The 13,109-nt window shown below is 57.6% G+C and carries 14 protein-coding genes; 11 read left to right on the forward strand and 3 right to left on the reverse strand.

Going from position 1 to position 13,109, the window contains the following annotated elements; translation table 11 throughout:
• Window positions 1-115 precede the first annotated feature (115 nt).
• Window positions 116-562, reverse strand: a complete 447-nt coding sequence (locus JQS30_RS06190) for an NUDIX domain-containing protein (RefSeq protein WP_213172499.1) — start codon at window positions 560-562, stop codon at window positions 116-118.
• 1,436 nt (window positions 563-1,998) lie between these two features.
• Here JQS30_RS06190 and JQS30_RS06200 point away from each other — a divergent pair.
• From JQS30_RS06200 to JQS30_RS06235, 8 genes are all read left to right on the forward strand, one after another.
• Entirely contained in the window at window positions 1,999-2,718 is a 720-nt protein-coding gene (locus JQS30_RS06200) for an IclR family transcriptional regulator (protein WP_213172501.1), read from the forward strand.
• Between the two features lie 119 nt (window positions 2,719-2,837).
• Window positions 2,838-3,500: an AfsA-related hotdog domain-containing protein gene (locus JQS30_RS06205; protein ID WP_213172502.1), complete on the forward strand. Its 663-nt coding sequence runs from the start codon at window positions 2,838-2,840 to the stop codon at window positions 3,498-3,500.
• Between the two features lie 8 nt (window positions 3,501-3,508).
• Window positions 3,509-4,312, forward strand: a complete 804-nt coding sequence (locus tag JQS30_RS06210) for an SDR family NAD(P)-dependent oxidoreductase (protein WP_213172503.1) — start codon at window positions 3,509-3,511, stop codon at window positions 4,310-4,312.
• A gap of 15 nt (window positions 4,313-4,327) precedes the next feature.
• A complete protein-coding gene (locus tag JQS30_RS06215) occupies window positions 4,328-4,552 on the forward strand; it encodes a phosphopantetheine-binding protein (RefSeq protein ID WP_213172504.1) in 225 nt (74 codons plus the stop codon).
• Window positions 4,549-5,730, forward strand: coding sequence for a beta-ketoacyl-[acyl-carrier-protein] synthase family protein (locus JQS30_RS06220; protein ID WP_213172505.1), 1,182 nt, complete (start codon window positions 4,549-4,551; stop codon window positions 5,728-5,730). Before JQS30_RS06215 ends, JQS30_RS06220 begins: the two co-directional genes overlap by 4 nt.
• A gap of 56 nt (window positions 5,731-5,786) precedes the next feature.
• On the forward strand, window positions 5,787-6,620 hold the full coding sequence (locus tag JQS30_RS06225; RefSeq protein ID WP_213172506.1) for a beta-ketoacyl synthase N-terminal-like domain-containing protein: 834 nt from the start codon (window positions 5,787-5,789) through the stop codon (window positions 6,618-6,620).
• Entirely contained in the window at window positions 6,617-7,600 is a 984-nt protein-coding gene (locus tag JQS30_RS06230) for a 3-oxoacyl-ACP synthase III family protein (RefSeq protein WP_213172507.1), read from the forward strand. The genes JQS30_RS06225 and JQS30_RS06230 overlap by 4 nt, the downstream gene beginning before the upstream one ends.
• A gap of 22 nt (window positions 7,601-7,622) precedes the next feature.
• On the forward strand, window positions 7,623-9,209 hold the full coding sequence (locus JQS30_RS06235) for an acyl-CoA dehydrogenase family protein (RefSeq protein ID WP_213172508.1): 1,587 nt from the start codon (window positions 7,623-7,625) through the stop codon (window positions 9,207-9,209).
• Window positions 9,210-9,326: 117 nt separating this feature from the next.
• On the opposite strand, the gene JQS30_RS06240 is transcribed toward JQS30_RS06235, so the two are convergent.
• On the reverse strand, window positions 9,327-9,683 hold the full coding sequence (locus JQS30_RS06240; protein ID WP_213172509.1) for a nuclear transport factor 2 family protein: 357 nt from the start codon (window positions 9,681-9,683) through the stop codon (window positions 9,327-9,329).
• 580 nt (window positions 9,684-10,263) lie between these two features.
• Here JQS30_RS06240 and JQS30_RS06245 point away from each other — a divergent pair.
• Both JQS30_RS06245 and JQS30_RS06250 read left to right on the forward strand, forming a co-directional pair.
• Window positions 10,264-10,845 carry a dihydrofolate reductase family protein gene (locus JQS30_RS06245; protein ID WP_213172510.1) on the forward strand — a complete coding sequence of 194 codons (582 nt, stop codon included), beginning with the start codon at window positions 10,264-10,266 and terminating at the stop codon, window positions 10,843-10,845.
• A gap of 497 nt (window positions 10,846-11,342) precedes the next feature.
• Window positions 11,343-12,227, forward strand: coding sequence for a GIY-YIG nuclease family protein (locus JQS30_RS06250; RefSeq protein ID WP_213172511.1), 885 nt, complete (start codon window positions 11,343-11,345; stop codon window positions 12,225-12,227).
• Window positions 12,228-12,376: 149 nt separating this feature from the next.
• On the opposite strand, the gene JQS30_RS06255 is transcribed toward JQS30_RS06250, so the two are convergent.
• Window positions 12,377-12,637, reverse strand: coding sequence for a transposase (locus JQS30_RS06255; RefSeq protein ID WP_213172512.1), 261 nt, complete (start codon window positions 12,635-12,637; stop codon window positions 12,377-12,379).
• Window positions 12,638-12,762: 125 nt separating this feature from the next.
• Here JQS30_RS06255 and JQS30_RS06260 point away from each other — a divergent pair, with 125 nt between their 5' ends.
• Complete coding sequence (locus JQS30_RS06260; RefSeq protein ID WP_213172513.1) at window positions 12,763-13,077, forward strand: hypothetical protein; 315 nt, start codon at window positions 12,763-12,765, stop codon at window positions 13,075-13,077.
• The last annotated feature ends 32 nt before the right edge of the window (window positions 13,078-13,109 follow it).

Genomic DNA, 13,109 nt, shown 5'->3' on the forward strand with positions numbered 1-13,109 from the left:
ATCTCTTGAGAGTCGAACTCTGGCCACGATTCCAGGTGCGTTGTGTCGGGCTACCTGCGGACGCTGCGCGGTGCGACCAGCTGTCGCCTCCACCGGCGGTGCGAGGTACGCGGTATTAGTCGAAAAACCGGCTGCGGTATGTCTGAAGGACCTCATTGACCGCTTCGGTCACCGGCATCGTGCCCGTGATCTGGGTCCACTGGTGCTTTTCGTGTTCGGTCAACCTGATCGGCCCTGGGGCCGCGGGCGTGACCGCCCAGTTGAACTGCCGGGTGAGGGTGCCGCTTCCGCTTGTGTAATCGAAGTGACCCAGGTAGGTTCGCTCTCCCGCAAGTTCGAGGCCGGTTTCTTCGGCGACTTCACGTGCCAGGGCGGCATCGAGAGGTTCATGAGGTTCTACTTTGCCGCTGGGGAGTTCCCAAATGCCACCCATGAAGTCAGCCGAGGGGCGTTTGAGGAGCAATACTCGCTGAGCGTCGGTGATGACGGCCCCGACGACGTATTGCCCGATACCGTCACGATCGGCTTGGGTGGAAAGATCTTCGAGCAACGTTTCGTTCATGTACAGGCTCCAAGGCTCAGCAGGTGGGGTCGTGTGCACTGTGTACCGCGAGCGATATTGGACCATATTTCAATGGGCGTAACAAGCGCTTTAGTGACCGCGTTGGCTCGTGGCGCCGTGCCTTTGATTGACGCTCGTTCCCTTAGCCAAAGAGCTCAATCGACGTCGCAGGTCTTAGTGGACGTCTTTCCCGTGACGATGAACGCGCCTAGGCCTGGCCACGATATTGCGATCCATTGTGCTCAGTGTTCCCATGGAACACGCCTGCGCCCAGTAAATCGGACATTGGTCGGGGCGAAGACATATTCCTCTGTGGAGTTCAGCGCACTCGTGCGTGCGCTATCACTTTGGCCATGCCTCCGCCGGGTCTATGACTTAATCGGATCTTTACGACCATAGCTAACTAACCTAGGACTTTTCGTACATCTGGTAGGAGGTTAATGCTGGGCGGTCGCAGAGATTGCAGGCGTTCGGGCAGTACTGGCGTTTTTGCTCGACTGTATAGAACGGATTTGAGCAGAATCCGTTTGCAACCCATTGTGCGCAGTTTTCATGATCCTGGCAGGCGGGCGGTGCCGATGGCGGGGGGCAGGTATTACAGGTCTTAGGGCAGTTGAGGGCCATGAAAGAACTGTACATAGCGATCCCACATAGGTTAGCCATCGCTGGGCATGTCGAGAGCCGATCGACGCAAGCCTCAGAGTCCGAGGCTTGTTCGCAATCAGCGGTCACCTCGGTTTCAATGATTGTGGCTGGTTCGAGGCTTGCATCAGTGGTATGGCTCGCCGCTGCGGGGATGGCTGTGGCAAGTCCTACGAGGAGTACGGCTAGGGCGAGCTTAACAACACTAAGGAAGAAGCTTCTTTTCTGAATAGTCATCGGACTCCCTCGATTAGACGCGTAGAGCTGGAATCATAAAACTGTATCAACCATTGCGGAAGGTAGCTTGAAGTTCGAAGTTTTGGCGCGAAGGTAGGGAGTCCATAGTTCTGGACACTCTGAAATTGTTTGATAAAAAATGGAAAAAGTGGCGTCATACCACGCATGGGGGATGTATCAGTCCATATAATACAGCCCTTTGCATCTGTGGGCATTGCATTGAAGATGGGAAAACGTCCGTGGAACAAACGCGATGGCTATCTGCTGCTTCCATATTGGAGGAGAAAGCAGCATCTTAGATCAGCAGGTAGCCATCTGAGTTGCTGAGTATGCGCCCACTGTTGCAAATGGAATCACTCTACGTGGATTTCGTTCTCCAGTAGAATCGTTCGGTTGCCAGGTGTGGGAAATGCCCACTGTCCAATATGCGACAGTGCGTCAGCTTAGGTCTACATTTGAGTTTATGCATGTTGTGATCAATGCGAAATTCTGGGAAGGTGTCACCATCCTGCCCCCACGGATCGGACAAACATTTGGAACAGGCTATTAGCCGACTGATGTGGGTGATCGATGCTCTGAACCGTCATGGAGACCGTTTGATCGGAATCTCTGAACTGGCTACCTCAATCGATCTTCCACGAAGCACGGTACATCGAATTCTTACTGCGCTGCGCAGCTATGGGATAGTTGTGAAGGTTGGTCGTCGTTATGGCCTTACCCGGCAAGCAGAAATGCAGGACTTCTATAATGCATCTCTGCGGACGCTGGTCGTGATGATCCGCCCTCATTTGGCCGAACTATACGAACAGACCAGAAGCGTGGTGGCATTGGCCGTCATCGACAGGTTCGATGTGCGATTCATAGATGTGCTTTATCCGCGCACTATGGTGCCGTTGATCTTGCGGACTTCTGTGAGAGTGCCGTTGCACTGCACCGCTGCTGGACGAGCGTTGCTGGCCTTTAATTCACCCATATGGAAGAAGTACTCGGCTCAGGAGAACTGGGCGGTGCGCCTGACCAGCCATAGCGAAGTGTCTCTGGGGCGTATGGAGAATGTGCTCAGCGAGGTCAAACTGACCGGAATCGCGGTAGAAAGTCAGGAGCACATCGTCGGCATGACTAGTGCAGCAGTGCCGCTGTTGAATGTGAAAGGGCGTGCGGTCGCGGCCATCTGTACGGGCAAACCCGTCAGGGCATTTCAACTACCAGAGGTGGACAAGAGTCTGCGTAGGGCCGCCACTGGTTGCACCAGGGGCCTCAGGTCGCTGATGAACTAATCTGTTCCGCCTATCGGAATTTTCGCGACAGGAAGTCCCCTGAACAATTCACGTTTATATCGTCGCGAAATGGGAGAGATTCGTAAGTTCGTCGTCGGAGATGGTTTTCACCGGTTCGCATGGGCGGCAAGGTGTTTGACCGGTCACAGGCCCTCGCGCAACTTGCCGATGGGGGACCGTGCGATCGTACTCTGATTAGGGGCCAAGGTGTCAGCACCCGAAGCTGGAAGGCCATCACCACCGCCGCATATCGTTCCGGTGTTTCCGTGGTGAGCTCGAATTTGGATGCTCCACATCTGAGCGGCTTGTCTCAACAAGATCCAGACAATGTCTTGATAGCGAACCCGCGTCGGACTGAAGGCAATGGATTGAAAGTCGACCTACGCGTAGCACCAGACTGCCTCATGTTGCGCGATAGGGATAACGGCGCTCTCCACCTTCCTGGAATGCTCGTCCTCGAAGCGATGCTGCAGTGCGCTCAAATCGCCGTGGACCTTTTGATCGGTCATAAAACCCGAGAACAAACATTCGTGTCCCGGCACTGCGATATCACCTTTGGAGCATTCACCTTCCCCATCCCGGCCACCATAAATGCCGTCATAGCAGCGAATGATCATAGCGGCCGTAAACACCAGTGGAGTGAGATCACCACCAAGGTTAGGCAGCTTGGTCGTGAATCCGCCAGCGCCAAATTCACCTCCACCCTAATCGACTCGGATCGGCTAGGGCAGCTTGAACTCCAGGAACTCAATTCCTCACTGAACCCACGAGCGAATACTTAGGAGAGAACATGTCCCATCTTAATCTCAACGGCAAGAAGGCACTGGTCACTGGCGCTTCACGTGGCATTGGGGCTGGTATTGCCGTTGCCTTCGCTGAAGCGGGAGCGGACGTAGCATTGTGGGCTCGTTCGAAAGATGTCCTGAGCACGGTTGCGGACAAGTGCGCCGCCTATGGTCGGTCTGCTGCGCCGGTGCCCTGCGATATCTCCGACGCAGAACAGGTCGAATCCGCCTTCGCTACGACGATGGACCGGCTTGGAGGATTGGACATCCTCGTCAACAATGCCGGAGGACTGGACCACATAGGCCCCGTCCTCGATTTGGATGAAGCCGATTGGGATCACGTCTGGCGCATGAATGTCGCGTCCGTCGTACGGATGTTGCGACTAGCTGGGCCGGTGTTGACCAGCCAAGGTTCCGGATCGGTGATCAACGTGGGATCTATCGCTGGATTGAATGGCGTCCCGGGACTGGCGCATTATGCGGCCGCCAAAGCCGCTCTGCATTCGCTAACCCGCTCGGTGGCCTGCGAATGGGCCCCTGCCAATGTGCGCGTCAACGCCATTGCTCCCGGATGGATCGATACCGCTCAAACTCATGGATTCAGTTCGAACTCAGAGTTTGACGCGGCCATTCGCAGCGATATTCCGCAGGGCCGGTGGGGCGCGACTTCTGATGTCGTCGGCGCCGCAATCTACCTGGCATCACCAGCGGCTCAGTACACAACAGGGTCGGTGTTGGTCACCGATGGTGGTTTGAGCTCACAGTACTTCCAGGCCGGCACAAATGTGCCCGGTCGTCTCCCCGTCTAGTCGAAGGGACTGGCCATGAACCACGATGCAGTAAAAGCCTTGGTGGCACGGGTGCTTGAGGTGACACCCGAGGAATTGACCGCCGAGGGTGACTTCCAAGATGAATTCGAGGCCGACTCGCTTGCTCTAGCCGAGGTAGCGGCAGCATTGGAGACCGAATTCGGACTACCCATGGACCCGGAAAACCCTCCCCGCTCATTGTCGGACATCCATCGCCGGATGACGGGTGAACTCCAGTGAGCCGCTCAGACTCTGTGGTGGTCACCGGTTTGGGTCCGGTGACCGCCATCGGGGTGGGCCGAGAAAAATTCGCCGCTGCGATCAGGAAAGGAGCCAGTGGCAAGAGACCCATCACCCAGTTCGCGACGGATGGATACCAGTACAACCACGCCTGTGAGGTAACGGAGGTGGCGGCCTTGATCAGGCCGTCGCAGGACGCAGGGCGAGCGGCGACGTTCGCATTGACCGGTGCACTTCTAGCCTTGGACGAGGCGGGTGTGACTCCCAGCGAGGTCGAATCAAATCGAGTTGCTGTCATCATTGGCACCTGCGACGGTGAGGCTGCGGAGGCAGATGCCTTGGCTCGCGACGGAATCACCAACGTCAACTCTGGGGCCGCCCGACGATTTCATCAGCCGTTGTCGCAATTGGTGGCATCGGAACTGGGGTGGGGCCGTGCCGTAATGGCGGATATCGGTAATGCGTGCGCGGCGGGAAACTACGCCATCGGCTACAGCTTGGACCTGATTCGCTGCGGCGTCGTCGACATCGCCGTCTGTGGGGGAGCCGACGCGCTTTCGCGGAAACTCTTCTCCGGCTTTCATCGTGTGGGAACTATCGCTCCGGGCGAGGTCAAACCCTTTGACCGAAACCGTAAGGGCATTCTGACCGGTGAAGGTGCCGGAATGGTTGTTATGGAGCGCCTTGAGCATGCCATCGCTCTCGGGGTCGAACCGAGAGTTGAAGTGGCTGGCTATGGAGTGAACTCAGATGCTGGACATCCAGTGGCCCCAGATCCCATCCGCATATCGGAGTGCATCCGTGCTGCTCACGCCGATGCGCACCTTGAACCAGAGCAGGTCTCACTGATCAGCGCGCACGGTACAGGCACTCCATTGAACGACCGGGTCGAAACCAAAGCAATCCGGATGGTTTTTGGCAACCCGCCTGCTGTGACAGCGGTCAAGTCCATGATCGGCCACTCCATGGGAGCCAGTGCCGCAATCGGCGCCATTGCCTCAGCTGTGGCAATGGAAGACAGCTTCACGCCACCCACCATCGGATTCTCGGAAGCGGATGACGACTGCGACCTACCGGTCGTCACGAACGCGATGACAGCCCAAGCGCCGAGTGTGGTCCAGAATCACGGCTTTGGTTTCGGAGGCGTCAATTCGGTCCTACTGCTGTCCAAAAGGTAAGTCCCGCAACTCCAGCAGGCGTCCACCACCGGTCTGGATAGGAGATGAGAACAATCGTGAACAGCACCGTCTACCTAAACCGCGTTGTTGTGACACACCCGAACGATGAGGCAAGTACCACCACTCAGCGTCCGATCTGGGATACAGCGACGAAGCTGGCCGTAGAAACCCTTACACGACTGCTAGCCGATGCCCCACTGTCGGAGAACGACACCACTGGAATCATCGTCGCCACGCGGCACGGTGGATTGGCATCGGTCCTCAATTTCACCAGCCAAACATTTACCCGACCAAAGCCATACCAAGTCCCTCCCGCGCACTTTCCGGGAACCTTGCTTAACTACATCGCAGGGCAATGCACCATCGTCCATAAAGTTACTGGCCCTGCGTTCACTCTCGGCGCGGGAACCGCCAGCCTTGCCCAAAGCCTAAGTCTGGCCAGAACCCTTCTAACGTCTGGACGGGCTACCAGGGTGCTCTGTGGAGCGGTCGAGGAAACCTCAGCGTGGCGCGAGGCCGTAGAACAACCGCTAGCGCGGCGACGACGACCACCCCAAGGCGCCGGGTGCGTCATGCTCGACCTGTCGCGGTCGCCGGGATTGGCCCTCATCCGATCCGAATCAACCGCGCTATGTGACTGCGACCCCACAGCTGCCCTCGAGGAAGTTAGAAACAGTCTCGGTCCCTCGTTGCCAACAACGCTCATCGACCCTTACGGACTCGCTGGAAATGGCAATCGCGACCAAGGGACGAACCTCACCGATACCGCTTCCGCACTGCCCTTCTTCGCACTCATATCGCAGCTGGAACGGACCGGGCCCTCCCTGCTGTTGGGATTGGACGACACCGGAATCGCCTGGGGTGTGTGTACCGATAGGAGCGAGCCATGAGAGCTGCCATCATCGCGGCCGGACACAGTGTGGGCGACACCGTGGTGGAAAACGCCGAGATCGCCGCACGACTCGATGTGGCCCCCGAATGGATTCTCAACGCTACCGGGATCCAGCGTCGCCACTACGCCTCACCGGGTCAAGCAGCCTCCGACCTCGCCGCCGAAGCGGGGAAGAAAGCCCTGGCCAATGCCGACATTTCAGCCGAGGACCTCGATCTCATCATTGTCGCCACGTCTACTCCCGACGAACTGGGGCCACCGACTGCCTGCCGGGTGCAGTACCTGCTTGGCGTCGACCAGGCCGAAGCTTACGACGTTTCCGCCGCCTGCACAGGTTTCCTAGTAGGGGTATCGATTGCCCGGGACCGAGTAGTGAGCCGCACCGCCAAGCACGTCCTTGTAGTAGTAGGGGTGGAGGTGTATTCGCGCTTCATCAATTTTCGCGACCGGACGACGTCGGTGATATTCGCTGACGGGGCCGGAGCTGCGGTCATAGCGCCCTCGGAGGCTGGAATGGGAATCGGGCCCGTGCTCACCCGCTCCCTCGGACAGCACGCTGACTGTGTCCTCATTCCAGCCGGTGGAAGTCGTTTGGGAGCCGACTCCGACACCGTCGGCGAAGGCCTCCATATGATCCGCATGGACGGCCCGACCCTACGCAGCCAGTTCGGTCCGCTCTTCATTGAGGCAGCGCACAGTATTTTCCGTGCCGCGAACATTGACGCGGAGGATATTGACCTCTTCATTCCGCATCAGCCCAACCCGCGGACCCTGACCATGATCCTTCCGCAACTTGGCATTGAACCCGAACGGACCGTATTCATAGGCGAAAACATGGGAAACATCGGAGCCGCCTCCATACCCACTGGAATCTCCCTATCTTGGGGTGCCAACCACATCAAACCGGGGTACCGAGTCCTCTCAGTTTCCATTGGCGCCGGCCTGTCCTGGGGAGCAGCCCTATTCGATGTGCGCTGACACAGCGCGAATGGAGACAACTATGGAACCCAACGAGCACACTAGTCTCTACAATGAACTCCAAGAATTCGTACGCCGCACTCCACCTCTGCGGACCCTGCTGGCCGATCCTCACCAGACCGCAATCCATCTGGCCGACGCCGCGGTAGAGAATCCGCGACTGTTCCATCGACTGCTTTTGCACTACTGCCTATGTGGATATGCCGCAGGAACCTTTAACACAGAACAAGGCCCTCGCTCCGATGCGATCGCACTCTTGGAATCGGGCGACCGAGCAGGCATCGCAATGATGACTGAGGTCGGTGTCAGTTCTAGCCACAGCGCCATTGCCACTGAAGCCCATTACCGACCCCAAACCCACGATTTCCTCCTACGCACGCCCCAACCCGAAGCCGGGAAATTTCCAACGGCTGCGGCAGCCACCGGAGTAGGGACCATCGCGGCCGTATTCGCCCGCCTCATCGTCGACGACCGCGACTGCGGAGTCTTCACGTTCATACTCGACTTCAGCTACCCGGACAGAGTCCCCGCAGGAATGGACATCCGATCACGTGAACTAAGGCAAGGCCTGGACACCTCCTTGGCGATTGTCCAGTTCAACGATACTGTTCTGCCGTTCAACACCTGGCTGAGCGACGGGGCTCGAATGGAATCCGATGGCACTTTCCATGACCGCCTCGACCCGCCAGATCGGCTCCGCCGCACCATGTCATTGGGCACCCACGTATGGCTTGCCATCACCAGAGCAGCTGCCATAGTCGCACAGAGCGCTGCGAATCTGGCCCTGAACTATTCGCTACAGCGCGCGCTACCCCGTGACAGAGGAACCGTCTTCGAACGCCCTTCACACCAACTGCCATTGATCGATTGCATAGCCACGGCAACGTTCCTTGGCCACGTGCGACCCACACCAACTGCAACCACCAGTACCCAACGTGCCCAAGACACCACGCCCTGGGCAGACGTCAACGCCGATGCGGCCTTGTGCAAGGCGCTGGCTACGGTGCACAGTGACCGTGTGGTGCGGAGACTGCGAGAACGCTGTGGTGCCGTGGCTTATGCCAGCGACGGGCTGTTCCTGGATTACCTCGCCTTGACGCATGGCTATTTCAGCGCGGGCGGTGACAACCAACTAATACTTCTTGACGTGGGCACACGATTGGCAATGGCCGACCTCGCCGACCCCACGGCTCCAAGCGCTTCACTGGACTCACTTGCCGACCTAGCGAACATCGCTTTCAGATGTGAACTCCGTCTTCGGTCCAACCTGGCCGGGGGAGGCGCCACATCAAGTGACCGGATTGCGATTCAAACAGCGGATGTCTACGCTAATCGGCTACAGATGGAGCAAGTTAGTTCGCTCGTCGATCCAGACTCGCTGGAGGGGCGACTGTGCTATGTGCACGGCCTATCATGGCTACTCCGCGAGGCCCACATTCTCATAACGGCTGGGGCACTTACCTCAAAGGACCTCGCAACTGCCCAACAACGGCATGAGCGTGAATGCGCGGCTATCGCCAAGGACATTAGAGCCCTGCGTGAACATTGCGAACAGTGGCCAATTCCTGATCACCCTATGGGCAAGGACGACTACATCGCACAACTCTGAGCGCACTTTCACCCCTCAAAGCAACGCTGTATGAGGCCCTTGGGCCTCATGGTGCCTGCGCTTGAGGCACCAGAGAGCGCTAGGCCGATTAATCGGCCCAGCGCCGCGACAACCTGGCTAGCTGGCGTTGAAGAAGCCGTATATCTGGGTGATCCGTTTGCCATCGAGCATCGCAAAATCAAACCCGCTTACCACTGGCGCACAGCCCTTCGGGCCGACCTGCCACGAGAAGTGGACGGCGTTGTGGTGGGTCAGGATCGCACCGTGCGAAAAGAGCATTCCGGTGAAAATAGGCTGGGCATTGGCCACGTATTCGTTGATGGCATCGGCTCCGCGAGCGACGATGGTGGGGTCGATATACGTCGCCTCGGGAGTGAAGACCTGGTCTATTTTCGTCTTCCTAGCGTGGGCATCAACTTCATTCCAGATTGAGATGTACCTATCGATTATGGTGTCGACCGCCTGTGTGTCCATCGAGGATGGTCCTTTCGGTGCTTGTGCGGGATGTTTGCAAGGGGCGAGAGAGGGTAAGTTTTCGGTACAACCTGTGAACCTGACAGCGTCTGGGGCGGAGCCGACTTCAACGTAGACCAAGGCCTTGGCTGTGGGGTGGGGTGGGGTGGGGTGGGGTGGGACGGTCCCCCCACAATTCCACGGTGGAGGTATTGCGGCCATGTTCGCTAGATTCGCCCGACAGTCATTCCCACATCTGTGGTACTCCCTTGCATGAGTTAGCGGCGTCACCGCCCTGAATGGACGTGGAAACCCCTGTGAAAATCGAACCGAATGCCAGTGTTCCGCAAGACCGGGCGAGCTCGGTATTCGCACTGTTCAGGCTGTGGAACGATGCAGTGGCCAATCGTGCCGGTGCCACCAGTTCCGGGCGTTCACCAGACTCATGCCAACTCGGCACGCGGACATTCGGCGGCGATCTCGGCGCGAACGTCCCGTCCACGTCAGGGATGGCTTGCCGTTGCCGCCCGATCTCTTTCCTGCAAGACCGACAACTCACGAAGCGTTAATCTGGAGGCACTCTCAACAGAGGAGCGCTCTTATGGGCAAAGTAGTGATGTATGCCTCGGTATCGGTCGACGGTTTCATTGCGGATGAGAATGATCATCCCGGACCGCTTTTTGACTGGTTGCTCAGCGGTGATGTGCCGTTGGACGACAGTGGTGTGTTGATGGTGTCGCAGACGTCCTACGACTACGTCCGGCCGTACTGGGACCAGATCGGGGCGACAATCGTCGGCCGGCATGTCTTCGACATGACGGACGGCTGGGACGGGATACCTCCGAGTGGGATCGACCAGGTGGTCGTCGTGACCCACCGAGGCAGGCCTGAGGACTGGCACCCCGAGGCACCGTTTCACTTCGTCGACGGCGTCGAGGCAGCCGTGGCCAAGGCACAAGAGCTTGTGGGTGACCGCGTGGTCGAGGTCGCTGCTGGCGACGTCGGTGGCCAGGTGCTGGCCGCGGGACTGGTAGACGAGGTGCGCATGGATGTGGCACCGGTCGTGTTTGGGACCGGGAAGCGCTACTTCGGGTCGGTCGACATGCAATATCTCTTGGAGGATCCTGAGGTGGTAATTCAGGGTAGCCGGGTGCTTCACCTGCGCTATCGGGTGCGCCGGTAACTGAGCTGAACGAGCACGCGATGAAGCCCACTGCCAATGGTGCACAAGGTCAGGCCTCCGGTTGCGTCCGCTGGTCGGTGTCTATGGTCGGGCAGCCGATGATGATTTGCCCTGCACCGCACCTGCGGCCAGCTTATTGGAAGAGTCAAACGGCATCTGTAAGGCGCTTGGGTGATTGGCCTAGCTGATAAACGGCGGCAGCAAATGCCCCTGAACTTTCAGGGGCCGAAACAAGGCCGGAGGAGGGAGTGGAGCGGGCGACGAGAATCGAACTCGCGTAATCAGTTTGGAAGACTAACGGACGCGAGGCTCTGACCTGCTAATACGTCGCTCTTGTGTGTTTTGTGCACCTGGATTTTGTAGACATGATGGCGACTGGTCGAACGACTGTTTTGTGGGTCAGTGGGTCGAGGCAGCCTGTTCGGGTGTCGATGAGCCTACGGTATCTGGTTCACCACCACCTAAAGGCTGTCGCAGATGCCAACTAGCATCGTCCCATGAATGTTTTTCTCCCCTCGGATATCGGATTCGTTTACGTGATCTCGAACGAGGCGTTTGACGAGGTCAAGATCGGTATGACGGGAAAATTGGTAGAGACTAGGGTAAGAGCGCTCCAGACGGGAGCCCCAACGCCTTATGAAGTGCCGTTCCGCAGCCTGTCCAGCCGCCGGAAAGAAGTCGAGCAGTGCGCCCACGAGCTTCTCAGCGAGTTCCGACGCAAGGAGGGGGGCGGAACGGAGTGGTTCGCAGTCTCAGTGGAGACCGCGACGACCGCTATTCAGCAAGCCATCGCAGAGATCGAAGGTATTGCAGCATGGGCCAAAAAATCACCAATCACGCTGAGAGCCTCCGAAAGCGAGGAAAGCAATACGATCTTTCTGTCACTTCAGGCTGGGGACCTATTGTTTGTAGTGCGCAAGTCCAGCCTGTTTGGTCCGTCGGAAATACTGGACGTGTGGTTTGCACACGCAGCCCTTGATCAGATCGAGCTTCGACCAGCATATTCAAGAGAAGATGTTGTAGGAATGAGCGATAATGATGAAAAGGCCACGCACGACGAGCGTCCAGTTCTCGATGAAGCTGGGAATGTGCATAACTTGGCCATGAATGGACGTGAATTCCTCGCGCAGGGTGACCGTCTCGTATGGATTTCGGACCCATTGTTCGACAGCCCGGAATGTGTTGTCATTGACGCCTGTGACTATGTCCAAGTGACTTCCCGTACCTCTAAGATTCAGGTTACTGAGGACGGATGGCCGCTGCTTATGAACTTCTTTCCCGAGAGGAAAATCGCACTTTCGTCAGAAGCAAGGCACCTTCTCCAGCAAGCTGTGAATAACCATAATCCTCGTGTCTTGCCAGGAGATATTCCCATTTCATGACTTCGGATCACAAGTTTTGGTGAGTCAGTTAAGGGCTTCAGTGGTGTATCGGATGGGTGGGCTTCGGAAGTACCCCTGGATGATCCTTGATAGTTTCTGCACTTGTTGGAAGAAAGCTGTCACCTCGGTGCGCAACTGGTTGACGTCGTTCATGGTCCGGTCGCCCAGGCCCGTTTGAGATCGGCGTTGACCAGCTCGTCGGAGTTCAGGTGCGGGGTATTCGAGGGCAGGAAGTACAGCTGAATGTGGCCGGGGCGGGCAGCCACCCACTCCAGTATAGCTTTGGAAGGGTGGACTGAGTGCCCGTCAAGGATGAGATGGACCTTCTGGTCGGCCTGGGAAACCACCCATTTGAGGAACTCGATGCACGAGGCGACCGTGACGGTACTGGCAATGACGGTGTAGTACATCTTCCCCTAGGGTTGATAAGGCTCATGGCGTTGAGGCCGAACCGGTTGCCTGAATAGTTGCACGTGGGGGTCTACCTGTGTTGGGCCCAGGTTCGTCCTCCGAGGTGGTTGGAGCGGACACCGTAGTGGCGCATGATGAACAGGCCGATCCTCGATTTGGACCAGAGAATTCCGTCGAGTTTGAGGTCGTTAGGTTTGTAGTCGATGATGGCCTAGCGAATAGCAATTTCCTCGGAGCCGGTGAGGTAACGGAAAGCTCCCATCGGCAGGCCGGGCTTCCCGGAATCGAGAGCGTCCAGACCGCCTTGTTCGATCACAGCCCGCTATTTGGCAATCAACTTGGTGGACACACCGAACAGCTCGGATGCCTTCTCACCCGGCAGCCCGCCAAGAACCGTCACCATACAGAGTTTACGCATAGCTTCCTGCCCAACTGGTGACAGGTTCCAATGTCAGACTATAAGTTGTCAGT

Origin of the sequence: Natronoglycomyces albus (assembly GCF_016925535.1) — a bacterium.
GTDB lineage: Bacteria > Actinomycetota > Actinomycetes > Mycobacteriales > Micromonosporaceae > Natronoglycomyces > Natronoglycomyces albus.

Coding starts and splice junctions, on each gene's coding strand:
- JQS30_RS06240 (WP_213172509.1), bottom strand. CDS start 9,683: ATGGACACACAGGCGGTCGACACCATAATCGATAGGTACATCTCAATC.
- JQS30_RS06215 (WP_213172504.1), top strand. CDS start 4,328: ATGAACCACGATGCAGTAAAAGCCTTGGTGGCACGGGTGCTTGAGGTG.
- JQS30_RS06210 (WP_213172503.1), top strand. CDS start 3,509: ATGTCCCATCTTAATCTCAACGGCAAGAAGGCACTGGTCACTGGCGCT.
- JQS30_RS06205 (WP_213172502.1), top strand. CDS start 2,838: ATGGGCGGCAAGGTGTTTGACCGGTCACAGGCCCTCGCGCAACTTGCC.
- JQS30_RS06245 (WP_213172510.1), top strand. CDS start 10,264: ATGGGCAAAGTAGTGATGTATGCCTCGGTATCGGTCGACGGTTTCATT.
- JQS30_RS06230 (WP_213172507.1), top strand. CDS start 6,617: ATGAGAGCTGCCATCATCGCGGCCGGACACAGTGTGGGCGACACCGTG.
- JQS30_RS06250 (WP_213172511.1), top strand. CDS start 11,343: ATGAATGTTTTTCTCCCCTCGGATATCGGATTCGTTTACGTGATCTCG.
- JQS30_RS06235 (WP_213172508.1), top strand. CDS start 7,623: ATGGAACCCAACGAGCACACTAGTCTCTACAATGAACTCCAAGAATTC.
- JQS30_RS06255 (WP_213172512.1), bottom strand. CDS start 12,637: ATGTACTACACCGTCATTGCCAGTACCGTCACGGTCGCCTCGTGCATC.
- JQS30_RS06200 (WP_213172501.1), top strand. CDS start 1,999: ATGTGGGTGATCGATGCTCTGAACCGTCATGGAGACCGTTTGATCGGA.
- JQS30_RS06190 (WP_213172499.1), bottom strand. CDS start 562: ATGAACGAAACGTTGCTCGAAGATCTTTCCACCCAAGCCGATCGTGAC.